The organism is Olleya sp. R77988, from assembly GCF_044594215.1.
GTDB lineage: Bacteria > Bacteroidota > Bacteroidia > Flavobacteriales > Flavobacteriaceae > Olleya.
Window position 1 is genome coordinate 1536915 of sequence record NZ_CP138988.1, and the last position, 24853, is coordinate 1561767.

At 31.7% G+C, this 24853-nt stretch carries 21 protein-coding genes; 14 read left to right on the forward strand and 7 right to left on the reverse strand.

The features are described from left to right. Nucleotides 1-3 precede the first annotated feature (3 nt). The 8 genes from SJY17_RS06820 (at nt 4) to tsaB (ending at nt 7359) form a co-directional block, all read left to right on the forward strand. Nucleotides 4-549 (forward strand): DUF420 domain-containing protein, encoded by a 546-nt coding sequence (locus SJY17_RS06820; RefSeq protein WP_397364752.1) that lies wholly within the window; start codon nt 4-6, stop codon nt 547-549. Between the two features lie 35 nt (nt 550-584). Beyond that, complete coding sequence (locus tag SJY17_RS06825; RefSeq protein ID WP_397364753.1) at nt 585-806, forward strand: hypothetical protein; 222 nt, start codon at nt 585-587, stop codon at nt 804-806. A 113-nt stretch (nt 807-919) separates the two neighbouring features. Beyond that, on the forward strand, nt 920-1621 hold the full coding sequence (locus SJY17_RS06830) for an ABC transporter ATP-binding protein (RefSeq protein ID WP_397364754.1): 702 nt from the start codon (nt 920-922) through the stop codon (nt 1619-1621). Beyond that, on the forward strand, nt 1614-2843 hold the full coding sequence (locus SJY17_RS06835) for an ABC transporter permease (RefSeq protein WP_397364755.1): 1230 nt from the start codon (nt 1614-1616) through the stop codon (nt 2841-2843). The genes SJY17_RS06830 and SJY17_RS06835 overlap by 8 nt, the downstream gene beginning before the upstream one ends. Nucleotides 2844-2886: 43 nt before the next feature. Beyond that, the gene (locus SJY17_RS06840) at nt 2887-4125 is read left to right on the forward strand and encodes an ABC transporter permease (RefSeq protein WP_397364756.1); all 1239 of its coding nucleotides are present in this window, start codon (nt 2887-2889) and stop codon (nt 4123-4125) included. A gap of 108 nt (nt 4126-4233) precedes the next feature. Beyond that, complete coding sequence (locus SJY17_RS06845) at nt 4234-5352, forward strand: efflux RND transporter periplasmic adaptor subunit (RefSeq protein ID WP_397364757.1); 1119 nt, start codon at nt 4234-4236, stop codon at nt 5350-5352. Nucleotide 5353: 1 nt separating this feature from the next. After that, complete coding sequence (locus tag SJY17_RS06850; protein ID WP_397364758.1) at nt 5354-6682, forward strand: TolC family protein; 1329 nt, start codon at nt 5354-5356, stop codon at nt 6680-6682. Between the two features lie 2 nt (nt 6683-6684). After that, nucleotides 6685-7359 (forward strand): tRNA (adenosine(37)-N6)-threonylcarbamoyltransferase complex dimerization subunit type 1 TsaB, encoded by a 675-nt coding sequence (tsaB, locus tag SJY17_RS06855; RefSeq protein ID WP_397364759.1) that lies wholly within the window; start codon nt 6685-6687, stop codon nt 7357-7359. Here the strand turns inward: tsaB and SJY17_RS06860 are convergent, their stop codons facing one another. Together SJY17_RS06860 and SJY17_RS06865 are read right to left on the reverse strand one after the other, a co-directional pair. Further along, nucleotides 7360-8079: a hypothetical protein gene (locus SJY17_RS06860; RefSeq protein WP_397364760.1), complete on the reverse strand. Its 720-nt coding sequence runs from the start codon at nt 8077-8079 to the stop codon at nt 7360-7362. Between the two features lie 54 nt (nt 8080-8133). Next, a complete protein-coding gene (locus SJY17_RS06865) occupies nt 8134-8946 on the reverse strand; it encodes a mechanosensitive ion channel family protein (RefSeq protein WP_397364761.1) in 813 nt (270 codons plus the stop codon). 234 nt (nt 8947-9180) lie between these two features. Here SJY17_RS06865 and SJY17_RS06870 point away from each other — a divergent pair, with 234 nt between their 5' ends. After that, nucleotides 9181-15870: a choice-of-anchor L domain-containing protein gene (locus SJY17_RS06870; RefSeq protein WP_397364762.1), complete on the forward strand. Its 6690-nt coding sequence runs from the start codon at nt 9181-9183 to the stop codon at nt 15868-15870. Nucleotides 15871-15956: 86 nt separating this feature from the next. Here the strand turns inward: SJY17_RS06870 and SJY17_RS06875 are convergent, their stop codons facing one another. Both SJY17_RS06875 and SJY17_RS06880 read right to left on the reverse strand, forming a co-directional pair. Beyond that, nucleotides 15957-16157 carry a dodecin family protein gene (locus tag SJY17_RS06875; RefSeq protein WP_397362103.1) on the reverse strand — a complete coding sequence of 67 codons (201 nt, stop codon included), beginning with the start codon at nt 16155-16157 and terminating at the stop codon, nt 15957-15959. A gap of 120 nt (nt 16158-16277) precedes the next feature. Further along, entirely contained in the window at nt 16278-17180 is a 903-nt protein-coding gene (locus tag SJY17_RS06880) for a NifU family protein (RefSeq protein ID WP_397364763.1), read from the reverse strand. Nucleotides 17181-17440: 260 nt separating this feature from the next. Here SJY17_RS06880 and SJY17_RS06885 point away from each other — a divergent pair, with 260 nt between their 5' ends. Continuing rightward, on the forward strand, nt 17441-18451 hold the full coding sequence (locus SJY17_RS06885; RefSeq protein WP_397364764.1) for a type IX secretion system membrane protein PorP/SprF: 1011 nt from the start codon (nt 17441-17443) through the stop codon (nt 18449-18451). A 60-nt stretch (nt 18452-18511) separates the two neighbouring features. On the opposite strand, the gene SJY17_RS06890 is transcribed toward SJY17_RS06885, so the two are convergent. Beyond that, the gene (locus SJY17_RS06890; RefSeq protein ID WP_397364765.1) at nt 18512-19525 is read right to left on the reverse strand and encodes an SIMPL domain-containing protein; all 1014 of its coding nucleotides are present in this window, start codon (nt 19523-19525) and stop codon (nt 18512-18514) included. 205 nt (nt 19526-19730) lie between these two features. Between SJY17_RS06890 and SJY17_RS06895 the strand changes: the two genes are divergently transcribed. The 4 genes from SJY17_RS06895 to SJY17_RS06910 are packed head-to-tail and all read left to right on the forward strand — an operon-like array spanning nt 19731 to nt 23528. Next, complete coding sequence (locus SJY17_RS06895; RefSeq protein WP_397364766.1) at nt 19731-21893, forward strand: histidine kinase; 2163 nt, start codon at nt 19731-19733, stop codon at nt 21891-21893. Between the two features lie 2 nt (nt 21894-21895). After that, on the forward strand, nt 21896-22267 hold the full coding sequence (locus SJY17_RS06900; RefSeq protein ID WP_397364767.1) for a hypothetical protein: 372 nt from the start codon (nt 21896-21898) through the stop codon (nt 22265-22267). Between the two features lie 3 nt (nt 22268-22270). Next, entirely contained in the window at nt 22271-23005 is a 735-nt protein-coding gene (locus SJY17_RS06905) for a LytR/AlgR family response regulator transcription factor (protein WP_397364768.1), read from the forward strand. A gap of 7 nt (nt 23006-23012) precedes the next feature. Then, nucleotides 23013-23528 carry a gamma carbonic anhydrase family protein gene (locus tag SJY17_RS06910; RefSeq protein WP_397364769.1) on the forward strand — a complete coding sequence of 172 codons (516 nt, stop codon included), beginning with the start codon at nt 23013-23015 and terminating at the stop codon, nt 23526-23528. A 131-nt stretch (nt 23529-23659) separates the two neighbouring features. On the opposite strand, the gene SJY17_RS06915 is transcribed toward SJY17_RS06910, so the two are convergent. Beyond that, nucleotides 23660-24025 (reverse strand): GTPase, encoded by a 366-nt coding sequence (locus tag SJY17_RS06915; protein ID WP_397364770.1) that lies wholly within the window; start codon nt 24023-24025, stop codon nt 23660-23662. Between the two features lie 30 nt (nt 24026-24055). After that, nucleotides 24056-24850 (reverse strand): DUF2797 domain-containing protein, encoded by a 795-nt coding sequence (locus SJY17_RS06920; RefSeq protein ID WP_397364771.1) that lies wholly within the window; start codon nt 24848-24850, stop codon nt 24056-24058. Between the last annotated feature and the right edge of the window lie 3 nt (nt 24851-24853).

Genomic DNA, 24853 nt, shown 5'->3' on the forward strand with positions numbered 1-24853 from the left:
AACATGAATACAGAAAACATACAAAACGAAAAAAAATATAATAAATGGATTATTGCATTATCCATTATTATTCCTGTTGCAGTTGCAGCATTGTTTGGGGTAAATCTTAAAAAACTAGGTTTTGATGTAAAACCATTAACGTTTCTACCTCCAATTTATGCAACAGTAAATGGATTAACAGCTATAGTGTTATTAATTGCTGTATGGTATATTAAAAAAGGAAAAAGAAAACAGCATGAAAATTTAATGAAGCTAGCAATAGCATTGTCAGTATCTTTTTTGCTAATGTATATTGCTTATCATATGACAAGCGATTCTACTAAATTTGGAGGAGAAGGAGTTATTAAATATGTGTATTATTTTATTTTAATAACACATATTGTGCTGTCTGTTGCAGTTATTCCGTTTGTTTTAATAACGTATGTAAGAGCAATAACTAATAATATAGAACGTCATAAAAAAATAGCTAAAATTACATTTCCATTATGGTTGTATGTTGCAATAACAGGTGTTGTGGTGTATTTTATGATTTCGCCTTATTATTTATAATTGTCATTCAGAGTGAAGCGAAGAATCTTTTAATTATGAAAACAAAAATCTTTTTTATTATATTTTCATTTCTCTTTTTTGTAGAGAGCACTGCACAATGCGCAATGTGTAGAGCAGTTTTGGAAAACGAAGATGGGCAAGCTACAGCTAAAGGAATAAATGATGGGATAGTGTATCTAATGTCAATACCTTATATTTTAGTTTTTGGTTTTGGCTTTTTTATTTATTGGAAATATTTTAGAACAAAAAAAGAGTAGAAATACTTGAAAATCAATTTTTAACAAAATTTTTCAATAAAAATTGTAACAATTAGTGTCCTTTGTAGTCTAATGTGTATTGAGTTAATCATCAATCAAAAAAACCAATCGTTATGCTCAAAATAAGTAAACTTCATAAGTCTTACCCAATTGGTGATTCTAGCCTTCATGTTTTGAAAGGAATTGATTTAAGTGTCGAAGAAGGAGAAATGGTAGCAATTATGGGATCTTCAGGTTCCGGAAAATCTACATTACTTAATATTATTGGGATGTTGGACGAAGCTGATGAAGGTAGTTATATCCTAGATGGTGTACCAATTGTAAATCTTACTGAAAAGAAAGCTGCCATATATCGTAATAAATTTTTAGGATTTATTTTTCAGTCTTTCAATTTAATTAATTATAAAAATGCTTTAGAAAACGTTGCACTTCCTTTGTACTACCAAGGTTTAAAACGAAAAGAACGATTAGAAAAGGCATTGTTTCATTTAGGAAAAGTTGGTTTGGCAGATTGGGCAAAACACTTACCAAATGAGTTATCTGGTGGTCAAAAACAACGTGTAGCAATAGCACGTGCCTTAGCAGCAAACCCAAAATTATTATTGGCAGATGAGCCAACAGGAGCATTAGACACAACTACATCTTATGAAATTATGGATTTTATCCAATCTTTAAACGATGAAGGTAAAACTATACTTATGGTTACACATGAAGAGGATATAGCTAATATGTGTAAACGTATTGTTAGACTTAAAGATGGCGTAATTATGGAAGATGTGTTTGTTAATCAAGTAAGAGCATCTGCACATGTTTGATAGAGATCTTTGGCGAGAAATTTTTCAGAGTATAAACATGAATAGAACCAGAAGCGTTCTATCAGGTTTTACTGTGGCTTTCGCTATATTACTATTTGCACTTCTTTTTGGGATTGCTAATGGATTAGGGAATACTTTTGAAGAAGGATTTAAAGACGATGCAAATAATGCTATTTTTATAGAAACTGGGACAACTACAAAAGCTCATAAAGGATTACAAGCTGGTAGAAGAATCCAACTAACAAACAAAGAATATGACTTTATTAAGGAAGAATATGGAGATAAAGTACAGTTCATAACCTCACGCATAAGAAGAGGTGTTAACGCTTCTTTTAGAAATGAAAAAAATAACTATACAGTCAGAGCAATACATTCTGATAATCAGTTTATAGAGCAGAATAAGGTTAAAATAGGTCGATATATCAATCAATTTGATTTAGATAATAAGACTAAAATAGTCATTATCGGACGATTGGTTGAAGAGGATTTGTTTTTAAAAACCACTGCAATAGGTAAGTATGTTAATTTAGACGGAATCCAATTTAAAGTAGTTGGTGTTTTTACAGATGAAGGAGGAGATGAGGAAGAGCGTATGATTTATATGCCACTAACTACAGCTCAATCTATTTACGGAAATAACGACTTTATAGATTCTATGTACTTAACATATAACCCTAATTTAAGTTATGACCAAGCTTTAGGTTTTGGTAATTCCATTAAAAAGAAATTAAAGGAACGTTTTTCTGTTGCAGATTTAGATCAACGTGCTGTTAGGATAGAAAATATGGCTGAAGGCACAAAAATTGTTAATCAAATGAGTTTTGGGTTAGGAGCCATAATTATTGTCATTGGCTTTGGTACTTTAATAGCAGGAATTGTAGGCATAAGTAACATTATGATTTTTATTGTAAAAGAGCGTACAAAAGAAATTGGAATAAGAAAAGCATTAGGTGCTAAACCAAAATCGATTGTGTCTTTAATATTAATAGAGTCTGTTTTAATTACAGTTATAGCAGGTTTTATCGGACTACTTTCCGGAATGGCAGTTTTAAAATACGTTGGACCTTACTTAGAAAAATATTTTATTAAAGATCCCAATGTAAGCCCAACTTTAATTATTGGAGCAACTATTACACTAATTATAGCAGGTACAATAGCAGGATATTTACCTGCAAAAAAAGCATCAAAAATTAAACCTATTGTAGCACTTAGGGATGATTAAATTAAAATAATTATTAATACTAAAATTAGCAGCCTAAAAAAAGATGAAATTCTTATTTGAAAGAGATACATGGCAAGAAGTTTACGATAGTTTAAGTAAAAATAAACTACGTTCTGTATTGACTATGGTTGGTGTTTGGTGGGGAATTTTACTACTTATTGCGCTTTTAGGATCTGCAAAAGGGATTGAAAATTCTTTTAATCGTTTATTCGGAAACTTTGCAACCAATAGTGTTTTTGTTTGGGGACAAGTAACCAGTAAACCTTTTAAAGGATTTCAAGAAGGTAAATTTGTAAATCTCTCTATTTCTGATACAGAAAAAGTAAGAGACAATGTAGAAGGAATAGAGTTTGTAGTACCAAGAAATCGTAATCAAGCATTAGTTGTAAGAAAATTTCTATCTGGAACCTTTACTGTTTTTGGTGATTACCCAATATTAGATAAAGTTCAAAAAAAGAAACTAATTCATGGACGATTTATCAACCAGAATGACATTAACGAAAACAAAAAAGTAGTTATAATATCAGAAGATATTTATAAACAATTATTTGAAAAAGAAGAAGAAGTTATAGGTCAGTATATTCAAATTAACAGCCTTAATTTTAAAGTCATTGGGATGTTTGAAAGTGGAAGAAACGTTGGACCATCTAGTGATATACATATACCATTTTCAACCTTTCAGCAAATCTATAATCAAGGAGATAAAATCCCTTTTATGATGATTACTGGAAAACCAGAATATGATATCAAACAAATTGAAATAGATTCTAAATTATTATTAAAAAACTTAAACAATATTCACCCTGAGGATAAAAGAGCAATAGGTGCTTTTAATTTAGGAAAGGAGTTTGCAAAGATAACAGGGTTTTTAAAAGGTATGCAGTTTTTAACATGGTTTGTAGGTATTGCAACACTAATTGCTGGTGTTTTTGCAATTGGTAATATTTTGCTAATAACAGTAAAAGAGCGTACTAAAGAGATTGGTGTAAGACGCGCAATTGGTGCAACACCATTTGAAATAAAAAGACAAATTATTGTCGAAGCAGTGTTTATTACAATATTAGCTGGATTAATAGGTATAATAAGTGGTGGATGGATACTTATAGCTATAAATGCGCTTTTAGGTCAAGGTGATGAGGCAGTTTTTGTTAACGCATCTGTATCTATAAGTGTTGTGTTTATAGCATTAGTGATACTAGTATTTTTAGGGACATTAATAGGACTTATACCTGCTTTTAAAGCAACAAGTATAAAACCAATAGAAGCATTAAGAGAAGAGTAAAAACTAACAATCAAAAAAAATGAACCTTCTATAATCTTGAATGATGTTTTTGTTTAAATTTAAAATAGAAGCACCATTTGACAAATTAGAAACAATAAAAATGATCAAATGAAAAAAACAATCAAAATTATTATTGCATTAGTATTGCTAGTGTTGTTGGCAGTAGTAATCAAGTATTTTAGTGATTCAAACTCAAAATCTGTAGTGGATTATAAAGTTGCTGAGCCATTTTATACATCAATAAAAACTAAAATTGTAGCGACAGGAAAATTAAACCCTGAAGAAGAGATCGAATTAAAACCTCAAATTTCTGGAATAGTAGATAAGATTTTTGTCGAAGAAGGAGATGTGGTTAAAAAAGGAGATTTAATTGCTAAGATTAGAGTTGTACCTAATGAACAAAATTTAGCAAGCGCAAGTAGCAGAATTAATACTGCAAAACTATCAAGGAATAATGCGCAAACACTTTATGACAGAAACAGAGCATTGTTTGAAAAAGGAATAGTATCAAAACAAGATTTTGAAAATAGTGAATTGTCTTTAAGCCAAGCAGTAGAAAGTTATAAGCAAGCACAAAATGATTATCAAATTATTAAAAGAGGATCATTATCTGGTGGAAGTGGAGCAAGTACTAATATTACAGCTCAAATTCCTGGTACAATTTTAGAAATCCCTATTAGAGAAGGAGATCAAGTCATCCAAAGTAATAACTTTAATGCAGGAACAACTATTGCAACAGTTGCAGATATGAGCAAAATGATTTTTGAAGGTAAGGTTGACGAAGCTGAAGTAGGTAAATTAGAAGAAGGTAAAGAGATTATTGTTGTTTTAGGAGCATTAAATGAACAAGATTTTCCAGCAAAATTAACTTTTGTAGCACCAAAAGGATTAGAAGAAAACGGAGCAGTGCAGTTTACTATTAAAGCAGATGTAGATGTAGAGCCTTCAACAAAAATTAGAGCAGGTTATAGTGCTAATGCAGAAATAGAATTGGAAAGCAAAGACAGTATTTTATCAATTAAAGAATCATTACTTCAATTTAATAGAATAACTGAAAAACCATTTGTAGAGATTCAAAAAGAAGAAGGAGAATTTAAAAAAGTAGATGTAGAAACAGGTTTATCTGATGGTATCAATATAGAAATTAAAGAAGGTGTTGAAGAAGGAGACAAGATTAAAGTTTGGAATAAAGCATCAGAAGATGATAATGATGAAAACGAAGACTAATATGAAACAGATATTAATTATTGTAATGTTAGTTGTAGGTGTTTCTGCAACAGCACAAAACAAAAAATGGACCCTTCAAGAGTGTGTCAATCATGCTTTAGAAAATAATATTTCTGTATTACAAGGTCAAAATGTATTATTATCTAATGAGCAAGACGTAAAAGCTTCTAAAGGACGATTTTTGCCAACAGTTAGTGGTAGCGCAAGTCATGGTATAGGTATTGGTACAGAGCGTTTTGATATTGGATCAACCCAAGTAGTGGTTGATAGGACATCAAATAATACTAGTTTTGGACTTTCAGCTAACCAAACTGTTTTTAATGGCTTTAGATTAACTAATCTTTATAAACAGTCTCAATTAAATCTTGAAGCAAATACATTAGAGTTAGACAGGATTAGGGATAATATTTCTTTAAATGTTGTAAACGCTTACTTAAACATATTGTTTAATGTAGAGAATTTGGCTATTGCCAAAGATCAATACGAGTTTACAAAAAAACAATTAAAACAAGTTGAAGATTTAGTAGATGCAGGTGTTCAGCCAGCAGCAAATGTTTATGATGCAAAAGCAACATTAAGTAGAGATTTACAAGGCGTAACTGTAGCACAAAATAACTATGACCTGTCTTTATTAACAATGTCTCAATTTTTGCAGATACCTTTAGAAGGTTTTGAAGTTGCTATTATTGAAGTAGATGATCCATCTGCAGAATTAATGTATGAAAGCGCTAAACCAATCGTAGATTATGCTTTGGAGAACAGAAACGAAATTAAAGTAGCAAACAAAAACATAGAAAGTGCAGCGTTAAGTACAGAAATTTCAAAAAGCGGGTTTTTACCTTTTGTAAGTTTAGGTTATGGGTTTGGGTCTAATGCTTTTTTTACAAATTTATATAACACAGAAGATTCTTTTTTTAATCAATTAAATGATCAAAAAGGACACAACTTTAACTTAAGTGTTAGTGTACCAATATTTTCTCAGTTTCAAAATAAAACCAATGTTGCTAAAGCAAAAATTCAAGAAGAAAATGCGCTTTTAAATTTAGAGCAAGCTAAGTTAGATTTAGAAGCTAACGTACAACGTGCGTTTACCGATGCAAAAGGTGCTTTTAGATCTTATGAAGCAGCAAAAGTTAGTTTAGAGGCACAACAAATTGCTTTTCAAAACTCTCAAGAACGTTACAATATTGGAGCAATGAATGCTTTTGATCTGGAACAAACTAGGTTAAGGTTAGTCAATGCAGAATCATCTTTAATAAATGCTAAATATGATTTTATATTTAAAACTAAAGTTTTAGATTTCTATTTAGGAAAACCAATAACAGAATAACAGTGTCATATATATTAAATATAGAAACCGCAACAACCAATTGTTCAGTCTCTCTTTCATATAAAGGAGGGACTTTGGTTTTAAAAGAAGATTACGGAAATGGTTATAGTCATGCCGAAAAATTACATGTATATATAGATGAAATTTTAAAAGAAGCAAAGATTACAAGTAACCAATTAGAAGCAATTGCAGTAAGTAAAGGACCTGGTTCTTACACAGGGTTGCGTATTGGTGTATCTACAGCTAAAGGGTTGTGTTTTGCATTAGATAAACCATTAATATCAGTATCAACTTTAAAAGCATTAGCATTACAAGTACAAGCAAAATCTGGTGTAATTGTACCAATGTTAGACGCTAGACGATTAGAAGTGTATTCTGCAATTTATGATACAGACTATAATGAAGTTAGAAATATTGAAGCTCAAATTTTAGACGAAAACGCTTTTAAAAAGCAGTTAGATAAAGGTTTGGTTTATTTTATTGGAGATGGAGTAGAAAAAACTAAAACTTTAATTCAGCATAAAAACGCTGTCTTTATAGAGGGTAAATTACCTTCTTCAAATCAAATGAGTGTTTTGGCTTTTAATAAGCATAAAAAAAGCGACACTGAAGATGTCGCTTATTTTGAACCTTATTATTTAAAAGATTTTGTTGGAGTAAAGATAAAAAAACAATGATTATTTTTTCTCTTTCTTTTCTTGTTTAAGTGTTTCGATATATTTAAAAATTTTAATCAAATCTTCTTCTTTCTTTAGTTTGATTTTTTCGGTTTTAATATATTTTAATATACTTTCTTTCTCCTTTGGAAATAAATTCGCAAAATCTTTGTTCTTCTTTGGTAATTTGCTAGCAGTTCCATCATTTATTTTAATGTAATATTCATCATTACTTCTTTGGTATCTTGCAGGCTTACTTTTATGATAAGTAGTTTTAGCTTCTACTTTTTCTTTAACAATAACTGTTTGTTTTTTAAGTAAAAAGATATCGTTACTGCTACTTAAAAATCGGAAAAATCCGGTTGATAGATTCCCTTTACTATCAGTGTATTTAGTGTTAATATAGTTTTCACCACTTAACATCGAAACAATAATAGTTCCGCTGTATTTATTTAAAGCGTAAGATGTATTTTCCTTTCCTTGTATTTCAATATCATCATTAAATGCATTATACCTAACATTAAATAATAGATTAGGATGAGTTGATAAATTTGCTTGTTGATATTCTGAATTTATATATTTTGACCCTTCAATGTTTGTGTCTTCTCCATCATCATTTGCTCTGTTTAAACCATTTTCACGAGTAAAAGTTCTGTCTGCATAATATACAATTGTTTGAGAAAATGACTCTAAGCAAAAAAAACAAGAGAATAATGTAATTAAAATGATTGATTTTTTCATAATATATAGTTTTTGAATATTTTTAGCTCAATTATTGTACCAATATAATCATTTTTATTCTTTTTTCTGTATTTCAACAGAGTGTGGATAAGGTATTTCTATTCCAGCAGCATCTAAAGCCTCTTTTACTTCTTCAGTAATTCCAAAATAAACATCCCAATAATCAGCAACTGTAGACCATGGTCTAACAGCTAAGTTAATACTGCTATCAGCTAATTCAGCAACATTAACACTAGGCGCAGGATCTTTTAAGACTTTTGGATTAGCATTTAAAACTGACATTAAGACTTCTTTAGTCTTTTTAATATCAGAATCATAACCAACACCAATAGTTAAATCAACCCTTAATTGTCCTTCTGTAGAATAATTCACAATATTTCCATTTGATAGAGCACCATTTGGAATAATAACTTCTTTATTTGTTGGAGTTACAATTTTAGTTGTAAAAATTTCAATTTCTTTTACAACACCTAATTCACCTTGGGCTTCGATTAAATCACCAATTTTTATTGGCTTAAAAATCATTAGAAGTACCCCTCCAGCAAAATTACCAAGAGACCCTTGTAATGCTAGGCCAACAGCTAAACCAGCTGCAGCTAATATTGCAGCAAAAGAGGTTGTTTCTATTCCAACAGTACCTAAAACAACTAGTATTAATACAATTTTTAAAACCCAAGTAATTAGATTAAGTAAAAACTTTTTTAAGCTTTCGTCATAACTTTGTTTATCCATTACAGAAGAAACCCCTTTTATTAATCTTTTAATAATCCATGAACCTATAATCCATATTGCAATTGCAGCTATGACTTTAGGTCCAAAATCTGCGATAAGGTCTATACCTTTATCGATCCATTTTTGTAAATACATGTTTTTGTTTTTATTGTTTGAGCAAATATATAAATTGTATTTTTTTATTTAGGTAGGAAAAAATAAACTTATCATGTTATATATTTAGTGTGCTTTTCATTTTTTTTGATGAAAGTATAATACTTTTTAAATTTTATTGTTTTAACGGGTTTAATAGTTAAATCATCAAATTTATTAGGTGATAAATTAGTATAATTGTAAATTAATCCATTAATAAACAACCCTTTTTAAGAAATGAAAAAATTTCTACTAATTATAACTCTTCTAAGCGCGTTTTATACTGCGTATTCTCAAGATATAAACATGCAAAATGGAACATTTAATCAATGTTCAGGAGTTTTTTATGATTCTGGTGGAGTGGCAGGTAATTATGCAGATGGAGAAAGTTTTGTGGTAACTATTTGTCCAGATGGACCAGATCAATTTATTCAATTAGATTTTACTTTGTTTAGTACACAATTAGGATCAGACGTTCTGACTGTCTATGATGGTGATGATACAACTGGAGCAATAATTGGAACTTACTCTGGTGGTGGTGCAGCTAATAATCCAGGAACAGTGTCTGCGTCTACAACTAGTCCAACTGGTTGTATTACAATTGAATTTGTTTCAGACGGAACAGCAAACACATTAGGTTGGGCTGCAGATATTTCTTGCTTACAATCATGTCAAGTAATAACGCCTTCAATAGATTCGACAGTTCCTGTAGCTAATGCTGGTGTAATCCAAATACCTTTAGGAGGAGACGTTACATTCAATGGAAGTGCAACTTTTGAAGTTGATGGAACAGGAGCGGTATATAATTGGAATTTTGGTGACGCAACAACTGGTGCAGGTCAAACAGTTAATCATGTTTTTAATAATACAGGCTTATTTACTGTTACTCTTACTGTTACAGATACTAATCCAACAGGGTGTTCTGAAACTACTACAATACAAGTTGAGGTTTTAAGCCCATATATTGATGTAGATCAAACAACATATACAGTTCCAGAATTAGTTGAAGATGTTTTAATTGATAGTCCTTGTGCAGCAGTTTCTAATATTAATTGGAGTACTGGAACAAATTTTGGACAAGAAAACGGAATAGGATATTTTAGTGCAATACCTGGCGCTTTTCCATTTGAGTCTGGAATTATATTAGTCTCTGGTGATGCTAATGATGCTGAAGGACCAGAAACTTTTTCTCAAAACACAGGTGGTTGGGCTGGTGATGTAGATTTAGAGAATGCAATACCAGGTTTAAATAACTCTAATGATGCAACATATATAGAATTTGATTTTGTACCTATTGCTAGTAGTATTAGTTTTGATTTCTTATTTGCATCAGAAGAGTATGGTACTTTTCAATGTACATATACAGATGCATTCGCATTTCTTCTAACAGACTTAACTACTGGAGTAACAACAAATTTAGCAATTGTTCCTGGTACTACAGATGTTGTGTCAGTTTTAAATGTTAGAGATGCTGCTTATAATGGAGGTTGCCCATCTGTAAATGCTGGTTTTTTTGATGAATATTATGGAGCTGGAGGTTTGCCTGCAGCAAATAGTCCTACAAATTTCTTGGGAAGAACAAGGTCAATGACTGCTTTTTCAAATGTTATCCCAAATAATAATTATAGAATAAAATTAGTTATTGCTGATGCAATTGATTCAATTTTAAATGCTGGTGTTTTCTTAGGTGCAGGAACATTTAATTTAGGAGGAGAATTAGGAGATGATGTTACAATAGCTCAAGGAAATGCAATTTGTAGTGGAGGAATAATTCCTTTAGACACAAACCTTCCAACTGCTACACATACTTGGTATATAGATGGTGTAGTTATTCCAGGAGAAACTGGATCTACTTTGGATGCTGATCAAAACGGAACTTATAGTGTTGATGTTGTTTTTTCTACAACTTGTCAAGCATCAGATTCTGTTATTATAGAGTTTATATCTTCTCCAACGGTTGAAAATACTATTGATGTCCTAACGTGTTTTAATCCAACAGGAGCTGAAATATTTGACCTCTCAGTTAATGATGTTGAGGTTATTGGAACTCAAAATGCAGCAGATGTAAACGTAAGTTATCATAATAGGTTGGTTGATGCACAAACAGATATTAATCCAATTCTGGACCCAGTCAACTATATAGGCTCTGGAACTTATCCAGAAGTAGTTTATGTAAGAATAGAAGATGCTGCCTCTCAATTATGTTGGGATACAAGTTCATTTACTATAGATGTAATTACATCTGTTATAAATCAAGCTCCAAATATGGAAATCTGTGATGATTTAACAAATGATGGTTTTGAATTGTTTGATTTAGAGTCTCAAACTCTTGCAATTCTTGGTACACAGTTGCCAGCAGATTATATTGTAACTTATCATAATACTTTTGCAGAAGCTGATACGGACAGTAATGCCTTAACAAGTCCTTATAATGGAAGTAATGGAGAATTTATTTTTGTTAGAATTGAAAGTACTATAGATCCATCTTGCTATTCTGCTAGTCAATTACCACATGGTGGATTTACACTTATTGTTAATCCTAATGCAACAGCTACTCAACCAATGGATATGGTTGTTTGTGATGATGCAGCAAATGATGGATTAGAAGTTTTTGATTTAACTAGTCAAGAAGCTGTAATTTTAGGAGGTCAAAATCCTGCAAGTTATACAGTATCGTTTTATGAAAATTTAGCAGATGTGGCAATAGACAATAATCCTATTTTAACTTCAGGTGCTTATCAAAATACTATTGCTTTCCAACAAACAATTTATGTTAGAGTAAATGATAATGCTAACCCTACTTGTTATGGTTCAACTCAGTTTGATTTAATAATAAACCCACTACCAACAGCAGTTCCCCCAACTGCATTAGAAGTTTGTGATGATGGCACACCAGATGGATTTACGTCAATAGATTTAAGCATAAAAAACAATGAGATAAGTGGCGGTAATCCAGCCTATGCGGTGACCTATTATTTAACTCAAGCATTTGCAGATTCGGCAACCAATCCATTATCGATACCTTATACAAATGTTAGTAATCCACAAATTATATTTGTACGAGTAGAAGACACCAATACCAGTTGTTATACTACAACGACATTACAATTAGATGTTCAGCAGGCACCAGTAGCATTTGCACCAACCCCTTTAGAGTTTTGTGATCCAGATAGCGATGGATTTGGTGTTTTCACTTTAACAGATTCAGAAGCAGAAATCACAGGAGGCGCACCAGGATTAACAGTAACATATCATGAAACATCAGCAGATGCAGACAATAATGTTAACCCATTAACGAGTCCCTATAATAATATTGTAGAGGATATGCAAACTATTTATGTACGTGTAGAAAGTGCAACTATCGCAACAGCATGTGCCACGTTTGTAGACTTAATATTACAAGTCAATCCAACACCACAAATTACAGATCCAAGTCCATTAGAATTTTGCGATAATGATGCAGATGGTATAGCAGTTTTTGATTTAGAATTAAACAATGCAGAGATTTTAAACCAATTAGATGCAGATGCGACAAATGATTTAGCAGCAGCAGATTACACTATTACATTTTATACCACAGCAGCCAATGCAGCAGTGCCACAAAATGCAATAGCAACACCAAATGCTTATATTAATACCACACCAAATATGCAAACTATTTGGGTGCGTGTAGATGACAATGCCAATGGATGTTCAACAATAACAACCATGGATTTAATCGTAAATCCATTACCAGTATTAGTACAACCAACACCATTAGCTTTATGTGATTATAACAACCCAGGAGACGAGGTGGAAGCTTTCAACTTAGAAGATGCTAATGCAGAAATTTTAGCAGGACAAACAGGTATCACATTAACCCATTACCTAACACAATTAGGAGCGGATACTGCAGATCCAGCAGATCAAATTTCTAGTCCCTACACTAATGTTGTTAACCCACAAACAGTATATATAAGAGCAGAAGACAATGTTACAGGATGTGTTAGTACTATAACCTTAGACTTAAGAGTTAACCCAATCCCATCACCAGTAGTTAATCCTACACCATTAGTAGAATGTGATGATGATAATGATGGGTTTACCACTTTTGATTTAGACAGTCAAACAGCAACAATACTAAATAGTGAGCCAGATGTAAGCATCAGTTACCACGAAACATCAGCAGATGCTGCTAATGATTTAAACCCATTAGTAAGTCCATACACCAATATTGTAGCCTATAACCAAATGATTTATGTAAGAGCAGAAAACGATCTTACAGGTTGTATCACAGTAGTTATATTACCACTAGAAGTACAAGACTCACCAGTCGTACCAGTTGTATTGGACGATTATATTGTCTGTGATGATAACAATGATGGCTTTAATCAATTTGATTTTGATACCGTTATGACACCACAAATCTTAGGGACACAAAACCCAGCAGATTTTGTATTAACCTATCATACAACATTATTAAATGCAGAAAATGGAACCAGCCCAATAGTCAATACAGGCAATTACACCAATGCCACTAATCCACAAACTATTTATATCAGATTAGAAGGCATAGCCAATGGATGTGTAACAACAGGAGAGTTTATTATCCGTGTAGAAGCACCACCAGTAATTGTACAACCAACACCATTAGCAATTTGCGATGAGTTAGATGCAAATTATTACGAAAACAATGATGACATGGCTACGTTTGATTTAACGGTTAAAAATGACGAAATCACAGCAGGTAACGTCAGTTGGATAGTCACTTATTACGAAACTCAAGCAGATGCAGATGCAGATGCAAACGCCATAGCAGACCCAACGATGTATACTAACATGATGGTAGGAACCAATCCAGCCAATCCACAAACAGTATATGTAAGAGTCACAGATGCAGACACAGGATGTTTCAGTTTTACAACCCTAACCATACGTGTGTTACCAAACCCAACACCAACACCAACACCAGATAATTTAGAGTTGTGTGATGATGTTAATGTAGTTGGACCAAACGATTTAATAGAAATCTTTGACCTAACCACCAATGAAGTCGCAACCATTAATGGAGAAACAGGAGTAAGTGCAAGTTATTATACAGATTTAGATGAAGCCCTAATGGGAACTAACCAAATCGTAGATCCAACGATGCATAGTAATGAAGATCCAGCCAATCCAGGTGCAGCCATTACTCCACAAACTATTTATGTACGTGTGACTAACGGAACAGATGCAATGGGAACCGCAGGAACAGGATGTTACACCATTGTAAGTTTTGACGTTATAGTCAACCCATTACCAGTAGTTAGCCCAATAGAAGATTATATCTATTGCGAGTTATTTAACGATGGACAATACGGATTTGATTTAGACAGTAAAACAGACGAGATTTTAAACGGACAAGACCCAACCATTTTCACTGTAACCTACCATGAAACACAAGGCGAAGCAGACACATCAATGAATGCCTTAAGCAGTCCATATACAAACACAAGTAACCCACAAACTATATTTGTAAACATTACCAATACAGTAACTGGATGTGATACTACCACAACGTTTAATATAGAAGTCCAAGAAGCCGCACAAGCCAATCCAGATATGGCACCAATCGTGTATGAGATTTGTGATGACAATATGGAAACTGATGGAGACACAACAAATGATAGTGCACAGTTTGATTTACTAACCCAAAATCCAGACGTATTAGATGGACAAGATGCAGCAAACTATATTGTAAGCTACTATGCAACACAAACAGATGCAGACGCAGCAACCAATCCATTACCATTCTTGTATGAAAACACTGTAAACCCACAAGTTATTTATGTACGTGTAGATAATGATATACAATCAGTAGGACCAATTAGCTTAGATTTAGTCGCATTAGGGACAACAGGTCTAGATGTCAATGGAGATGGAGCAATAGATACAATAGATACAGATGGAGACGGAGTTTTTGATTTACTAGACGTAAACAACGATATGGTTTCAGATGGATTTGATAACGAGCCAGACGGAATCATAGACTTTATAGACTTAGATGGCGATGGTTTAGGAGATCTAGTAGACTTAGATAACGATGGAGTAGTAGATAACGGAATAGACAGTTCAATCTGTTATGAAACCGCAGAAGTTACTTTACAAGTTAATCCATTACCAGAGTTTGAAATAGAAGACAGCTACTTACTATGTATCAATACTAATGGAACAGAGGTAATCAATACACCAGTAATAGACACAGGACTAAACACAACAGACTATACCTTTGAGTGGTTATTAGAAGGCGCAACCCTTACGGGAGAAACCGGAAGTAGTTTAACACCAACACAAGGCGGAAATTATACAGTAATCGTAACAGATGTAACCACAAGTGGAGTCACAATGTGTCAAAACTCAGCAACCACTTTAGTAGAAGAAAGTGAGCCACCAGTAATAGAATATGAAGTCACTACAGAAGCATTTGCAGACGTACACAACATTATGGTAACAGCAACAGGAAATGGGATTTCAGCCTACGAGTTTCAGTTAAATGATGGTGTTTGGGAAGCAGGAGTATTAAATACAGACGGAAGCTATACTTATACATTTACAGATGTAGCAGGAGGCGATCATATAGTAACAGCAAGAGACATTAATGGATGTGGAGAAAGTAGCCTGCCAGTAAGTGTAATGGACTACCCACACTTCTTTACACCAAACGACGATGGCTTTAATGACACATGGAATATCTACGGAATCCAAAACCAACCAGACGCCAAGATTTACATCTTTGATCGTTACGGAAAGTTATTAAAACAATTAAGTCCAACCGGATTAGGATGGGACGGAACCTTTAACGGTAACCCAATGCCAACTAGTGACTATTGGTTTACAGTAGACTATAAAGAACCAAACGATTTAACACAACAAAAACAATTTAAGGCACACTTTACCTTAAAGCGATAATAAAAACAAAAACAATTAAACCTAAAAAAGCCTGAACACTAAAATGTTCAGGCTTTTTGTATTAATAAAATAAAGATTAATGAGGTTTACTTCACCTCAAAAGTAATCTTTAAGTTTACTCTAAAATCTGTAACCTCACCATCAGTTACACTAGCACTTTGATCTTGTACGTATACAGATCTGATATTTTTAACGCTTTTAGACGCGTGTTTTACTGCTTTTTTAGTTGCATCTTCCCAACTTTTATCCGAGTTAGATAATACTTCAATTACTTTTAATACTGCCATAATATTGGTTTTTAATTATTGTTTCTTCTTTAAAATTACGAATATTAAAGCAATTATTAATGCTTTAAATATTCTATTATAATACTAAAATAGACAAACGGTATCTTTTAGAAGTTAAAATTAACCATTTATTGCTACTACAGAATCTACTTTACCAGCAAGCATCTCTTTTAGCATGTTCTCTATTCCGTTCTTTAATGTAAAAGTAGATGATGGGCAACCACTACAAGCACCTTGTAAAATTACTTTTACAGTCTTTGTGGCTTCATCATAAGATTCAAACTGAATGTTTCCACCATCACTTGCTACAGCAGGTTTGACGTATTCTTCTAAAATATTTACTATTTGTTTTGATGTATCATCAAGTGTTTCAAAATGAGCTTCTATTTTTTCTTCAGATTTTTCAACTACTTCTGGTGCATTTGGCAAAACAATATCTTTTGCATCTTCAATATAAGTTCTTATAAACTCTCTTAATTCTAATGAAATATCATTCCATTCTGCAATGTCATATTTAGTGATTGACACAAAATTTTCATCAAAAAAGACACTTTTTACAAATGGAAAATGAAATAAAGCAGTAGCCATAGGTGATGGTTTTGCAGTTTCGATTGAAGTAAACTCGTAAGAAGCAGTCACCAATTTTTTGTTAGCAACAAATTTTAATACTGAAGGGTTTGGCGTACTCTCCGTGTAAACAGTAACAGCAACTTTTTTAGATTCTGCTAAATCAGTTACAACTATTCCACCTTCATTTAAATAAGACTCTATTTGTTCTGAGACTTCTGCTTTAACATCGTCCCATTCAACAATATTAAAACGTTCAATAGCTATAAAATTACTTGAGATATATACTTTTTTAACAAACGGTAAGTAGAAAAGTTGTTGTGCTAAAGGAGCGTTTTTAGCATCATCTATGTTGTTAAATTCAAAGCTTTGGTGTTTAGTGATAAACTGGTTAAGTTCAAATTTAATTATTGTTGGGTTTGAGGTTTCTTGTATTGAAACTTTAAAATTACTCATCTGGACTATTTTTTTGCAAAAATACTAAAGAAAAGTATAGATATCTATTATATTTGAGCTTTATAAAAACTTCAATTTTTGATTTTTTTTAGTTTTTCTGATAAAACATTTTTATCTTGAAACCTTTAACTTTTAGGATTGAATTTATAACAAGTAAATTTATATATTTGATATTTACTTATAATTTTTAAGTAAAACAAGAGTTATAAACCTAATAGCTTAGCTATTTTTAGACCAATCTACCTCGAAATAAGAGATTTATGAGATTAAAGAACATATTTTTAATAGCAATTGTAGCCATATTCAGCGCTCAATTTTCTAATGCCCAAGAGGGATTACCTATTTATTCTGATTATTTATCAGATAACCTTTATCTAATTCACCCATCTATGGCTGGTGCAGCAAATTGTGCTAAACTTAGAATTACTGGAAGACAACAATGGTTTGGAGAAGATAATGCTCCAAAATTAATTACTGCCAGTATTAATGGTAGAATTGGAGATTCCAACTCTGGTATTGGAGCTATCGTTTATAGCGATAAAAATGGATACCACTCTCAAACAGGTGCTTATTTTACATACGCGCATCACTTAATGTTTTCAAGAAGTGAAACAGATTTAAACCAATTATCATTTGGATTAAGTGCAGGAGCAATACAGTATAAATTAGACGAAACTAGTTTTTTAGCAGATGGATTTGATCCAATTATTGCTGGAATAGAGCAATCTGCGACTAACTTTAATGTTGATTTAGGATTTTCTTACTTTTTATATAATTTTTATGCTCATGCAACTGTAAAAAACTTATTAAAAAATGATGGGATAAACTTTAACGAACAAGGTTTAAGTTATGATAACTTAAGAACTTATGTTTTCTCTGTTGGTAATACTTTTGGTAGTTACGGAAGCGAATGGAGTTTTGAACCTTCGGCTATGTTTATGTATAGAGATGCAACAGAAGAAGCATCTTTTGATATTAATTTAAAAGCTTATAAGACAACAGATTTTGGTAACATTTGGGGAGGGTTGTCTTATAGACGTTCTTTAGATGGAGCAGAGTTTGTTGATGGTTCTGGAGTAAGTAGTCAAAAACTACAATATATAACACCAATTTTAGGAGTAGAAGTAAATAACTTTGTTTTTGCTTATACCTATAGTTACCAAGCAAATTCTGTAGTATTTAATAATGGTGGATTCCACCAATTAACTTTAGGATATAACTTTAATTGTGGTAAAGCTAGATATAGTTGTAATTGCCCTGCAATTAACTAGTACTAGTTTAATAAAATATAAAAAAGCCTCACTTTGTGAGGCTTTTTTTATTAGTATGATTTAGTTGTCTGTATTTAATTCTTTTACATCAATACTTCCGTCTGGCGAGATGACATAGTATTTATGTTTAATCTCTGTTTTTACTTTAGGTTCTGTTTTTTGCTCTTTTGGTTTAGGTGTAAATTGAAGCTTAATCTCCATACCTATTTGTACAACTGGTTCTAAAATGGATGGATTAACTACAATATCATATTTTTCATATGATAAGGGTTGGTAATAATATGAGGTTTGCTTTTTAACTTCAGTAACTCCTTTGTCTTTTTTTAATGCTTGAAAAGAAATACTATTAAAAGCCTGATAGTTTTGATAGAAATCTTTTGGGAAGTAACAGTATTTTTGATCTCCCATAATAGCATTATAGTCTTTTAAATTAAAACCTAAAACATTATAGTACGCTTTTTTATCTGCAATTAGAGCTAATAATTTTGTTTGTAGATTCTTATAGACTTCAGCAATGTTTTCGATAAAATAATCCACTTTAACTAGATTGTAAATTTCATTTTTTGCACAGGCTGTCAAAATATTTTCAAACTGTTGCGTTTTTGTAAATTGAATATGAATATTCTGTTGTAACTCAAAACCTTTAGGGACTTCAGTATATGTTTTACTAAATAGTTTTTTTGTGACTTCAACTTCATAAACTGGAACAAATGAAATTACATCTATAGCCATATCTTTTTCAAAAATTCCATGTTGTGCTAATTCCTTTTTAATATTACTAATACGATCATTCATTAATTGGTTTGTAATTTCCGCAGTTTCACCAATCTGTGATACATTAAAAATGGCAGTGTAACTACTTGCTTTTACGTTTTGTAATGCTCTAACATCTATTATAATTGTACTACTAGGATTTAAATTTGGAGTTACATGTTTTGGAGATTGTCCATAAACGGTTGCGTTTCCTGTAGCTATATTTTGTCTAGAAAGACTTTGGTTATAATTCCCTTTATGTTGTGCTTGACTTGTAAAAACAAGTAATAGGAAAAGAAAAGATACTGTTGTGTATTTCATAATTATTTATATTTTATTTTGGTAAACCTAGAGGCATCTTTTTTAAGGTAAAACTCAAAATGAGGGAACACATACTATAAATGAGTGACCTTGGTTTGTAAATGAGTAAAGCCTACTTTTTGACCTGTTTTATTTAGCTAAATCAGAAAACAGCATTTTATTTAATGATTTAAAGTGCGTAAGTTTATGTTTTAGAAAAATATAAATGAAAAACCTACATCTAATAATTGCTCTTTTTTTGTGTATAACTGCACAACAATTAACGCATGCCCAACAACAATTAAATAGGGCTGAAGACGAATCTTTTACAGTTAAAGGAAAAGTGCTTGAAAGTGATAATTATGACCCTATTACAGATGTAAACATACAAGTAAATGGAGGTTCTTATACTAGTACTACTTTTGATGGTGAGTTTAGGATTGAAGTAAAAATTGGTGACGAGATTATGATTAGTCATAAGGATTTTGAAACTGTTTATTATACAGTTAAGACAGATGATGATATCAGAGTTGAAGTGCAATCTATTATAGAAGATGCATTTGTACAAAAAAAGAAAACCAAACAAAACACATTTGAAAGCACTATAGATTCAGCATTGTTTTATAAAAAAATTTCAGCTGAAAAAAGCATACAATTTATTGCAGAAAGTATTCCAAAAAGCACTTCAGTAAAACAAAACGCAGAAGCTTTTGAGGTTCTTGCAGATGTATATGTATATTGGAAACAGTATGATTTGGCAGTTACCAATTACAGAATAAGTTTAAATAACGTAAACTCTAAAGACGTTAATTTAAAGTTGGCTAAAGCCTATTTTAATAACAAAAATTATCAAGAAAGTTTAGCCATTTATAACAGCTATAAACCAGAAGATTTATCGAATTGGCAAAACGTTTTACGTTATGAAGGTTTAGGAGATGTGCATGCTAAAATAAACGAAAACAAAAAAGCAACAACAGCATACACTAAAGGATTAGAAGTAGCAACAATAAATAATATTAAACCTAAAATAACAGACCTAAACTCTAAGTTAGGATTTACTTACAACAATGATGGAAATAAAGAAAAAGCAGGTGTTTTAATTGAAAACTCTGTAGTATTAGCAGCTCAAGAAAACAAAACAAGAGAAGTAGAACAAAAAATAAAATTTGCAGATTTTCAGAATGTTAATCAATCTTATGATGAAGAAATCCAGACCAGAAAACAAATTATAAAAGATATTGATGCAATTGAAAAAGACTCGGTAATTACTAACGAAAGCAATATCACCAAACAAAAGCAAAATTATAAAATTGGAAACGCATACTATTTACAAAAGAATTTTAAGGAAGCGATACCTTATCTAGAAAAAAGTATTGTAGAAGCCAATAAGCGCGAAGATTTAATAGTTAAAAAAGACGCAACTAGAAAGTTAACAGACGTTTTTGTTGAGTCTGGAGATTTTAATAAAGCCAAAACAGCGTTTAATGCGTATACAGAAGCAGTAGACCAATTGTATATTAAAAAAGAGCAAGAAATATCTCAAGCAGCACGATTTAATAAAAGCATAGCCGAAAAACAAAACAGGATAACAACACTAGAAACAGATAGGAAGTTAACCTTAAGTCAAGTAGAGTTGTCCGACGAGAAAAATAAGCGACAGCAACTAATAATTTACTCGTTAATTGGTGGTTTGCTACTCTTGCTTTTAACTGCTTATTTGATGTATAAATACATCAAACAGCAAAAGCTAGCTAACAATTTATTAGCATTAAAGTCATTAAGAAGTCAAATGAACCCACATTTTATCTTCAACGCATTAAACTCTGTTAACAGTTTTATAGCAACCAATGACGAGCGTACAGCAAACAAATACCTTTCAGATTTCTCAAAATTGATGCGTGCAGTTTTAGAAAATTCTGAAGAAGATTTTATTCCGCTTCAAAAAGAAATAGAGCTAATAGAGCTTTACACAAAATTAGAACATTTCAGGTTTAAAGATAAGTTTGAATACACAATAGATGTTGATAAAACAATAGATGTCGAAGGATATAAAATTCCGCCAATGTTATTACAACCATATATAGAAAATGCGGTTTGGCATGGATTACGTTATAAAGATGAAATGGGATTATTAGCCATATCAATAGCAAAAAAACGCATAGGAGTTATAGAAATAACCATTGCAGATAATGGAATTGGACGTAAAAAATCAAAAAATTTAAAGACCGAAAATCAGCAAAAACACAACTCAAAAGGATTAGGAAATATTAAAAAACGCGTCTCTATTTTAAACGAAATGTATAAAGACAAAGTCGATGTGTTTATAGACGATAATGGAACCGAAGGAGATGTTGGAACTAAGGTAGTAGTAACTATAAAGAAGGATTAATTATGAAAATTATAATACTAATTTCCAGTTTCTGTTTTTTGTTATTAGGCTGTAAATCTACTTATCAAAAAAAATGTCAAGAAACAGTATTAAGACCACCTATTAGTATTAATTCATATGAAGAATTAATTAGTTATGGAAAAAATCTTAACAGAAAAATTGAGTTAATAGTTTTAGATGGTACTCCTGTAACAAAGATCACTATAAATAAATTTATCTTTAATAATCCAGATTACTACTTAGTAGATTTTATAAGTCTTGCAGATGCAGGAACAGAAACTTTTGATGCTCCTCCAGTTAGAATTTTAATATTAAAATCTAACTTATGTGGTAAGTTAAAAAAGAAAAAAGGTAAGTATATAATAAAAGAATAACCAATGACACTAAACGCAATACTAGTAGAAGACGAAGAGCAAAGTAGAGCCATACTAAAAAACTACTTAACCAAATACTGTCCAAAAGTCAATATTATAGGAGAAGCAGCAGATATAAATCAAGGATTAGAGCTAATCCGTACATTAGATTTGGACTTAGTGTTTCTAGATGTTGAGATGCCATATGGTAACGCATTTGATCTGCTAGACAAAGTTGGTGATCGTGATTTCGAAACCATTTTTGTGACAGCATATAATAATTATGCAATGGATGCGCTTAACGCACACGCTTCATATTATTTAATGAAACCAATCGATATTGACGAGCTTATTAAAGCAGTAGATTATGTTTCCGAAATTAAAACAAAAGAAGACGCCTTACAGGACCAAGTATTAATACCAAAAACCAATAATGTAGAAGGAAAAATAACCATACCACAACAAGATGGTTTTGAAGTATTAAACACAAAAGATATTTTGTATTGCAAAGCAGACGACAACTACACAGAGATCTATTTAAACAACAATAAAAAGAAAGTAGTAAGCAAGACACTAAAATATTTTGAAGACGCGCTAACACCATCAGGATTTGCACGTGTCCACAAAAGTTACCTAATCAATGTAGGCGAAGTCGTTAAATATATAAAAGGAAAAGGAGGAAGCGTTGTCCTAAGCAACGGAAAAGAAATTATGGTGTCAGCCTCTAAAAAATCAGACTTATTATCTTACTTTAAATAAACAACACATGCCAATAATAAAACCAGTAAACGGTAAAGCACCACAAATTACAGAAGACTGTTACATAGCAGAAAATGCAACCATAGTTGGAGATGTCCAAATAGGTAAGCAATGCAGTATTTGGTTTAATGCAGTATTACGTGGAGACGTTAACTACATAAAATTAGGAGACAAAGTAAATGTCCAAGATGGAGCAGTCGTACATTGTACATATCAAAAATATCCAACCATAATAGGTAATAACGTGTCTATTGGTCATAACGCTATTGTCCATGGATGTACAATTTACGATAATGTTTTGATAGGAATGGGAAGTATTGTAATGGATAATTGCGTGATAGAAAGTAACAGCATAGTAGCAGCAGGAGCAGTCTTAACACAAAATACAACAGTAGAGTCTGGTAGTATTTACGCAGGCGTACCAGCAAAAAAAGTCAAAGACATTAGTAAAGAGTTAATCAATGGAGAAATAAATCGTATTGCCAATAATTACGTCAAATACTCAGGCTGGTTTAAGGAGTAGTTTTTTGGCGCTACCTTTACCCAGAATTTAGTTCAGGAACAGGTCGCGTTGGAGTTTATCCTGAGCGTAGTCGAAGGGTTATATCTTTTTTTGCCATATATGGCAGCAAAAAAGGGATGCCACTTCTACCGCTAACGCAGCATGTTGCAAGATTTAGATTCAATAGTAAGGATTAATTCTTCAACCGATGATAATGCATTAATTTCATCTTTAGATAAAAAGACATTAAGACTATTTTTATTTCGACTTAAAATAACTGGATAATTAAAAGTCTGATTTGGATATTTAGTTTCAAACTCATCAATATGTAAAAAGGCAATATCTAAGGTGGTTCTATTTCTAAAATCTTTCCAAATCGTGTTTTCAGAAAACGTATTAAAAGTCAACGCACATAAGTTACAAGCATAAGTTTTAGGGCTAAATAATTTATGAGCAATATCAAGTGCAAGGTTTTTAATCCCAGAATTAGCATTGTAAACAAAAATTAGTGTATCCATAAACACTAAGTCGTTTACAAGCTGTATAGATTACAAAATATCTATACTAACAACAAAACCTTCATTGCTTCTAATATTACAAACAGTATTGTCTTCAAAAATTAAATATTGACCTTTAATCCCTTTTAAAACACCTTTATAATGTTTTGTTTTTCCAAAGTTTAAAGACTTAGGTTTTTCAGGATATTGTAACACAGGAAATGTAATATTTGTTTCCTCATTATTATCAATAAAATAAGGTTTAGCTTCGTCTGGAATATATTGTTTTAGTTTATCTCTCCATTCTATTAAATTTTCATCTTTAATGTCGTTTTTAAGCATTGTGCGCCAATTGGTTTTGTCAGCAACATAATCTTTTAAAGCAATCTCTGTAATTCCAGCTAAATAACGGTTTGGGACTTCAACAATCTCTAAAGCTTCATGTGCACCTTGATCGATCCATCGTGTTGGGACTTGCGTTTTTCTGGTCACACCAACTTTTACATTACTAGAATTAGCTAAATAAACAATATGTGGTTGGAGTTGTACTTGTTTTTCATAAGCTAGATCACGTTCTTCAATATCCAAATGTGCTTTGCTAAGTTCAGGTTTTATAATCCAATCAGCAGCTTGTGGGATGTCAAAAAAACAACTTTTACAAAACCCTTGTCTATAAATTGGTTTGTCTAAATGACAATGTAGGCACTCGTGTCCAACAAAATTAAACTCTAAAGTTTTGTTTAATAATTGATTAAGATTTATAAAGTCGTCTTTAAAGACTAAGTAGTAACTAATAGGCTCTAAAAACTCGGTTTGCATTTTTGTTAAAACACCTTGGTAGGTCATAAA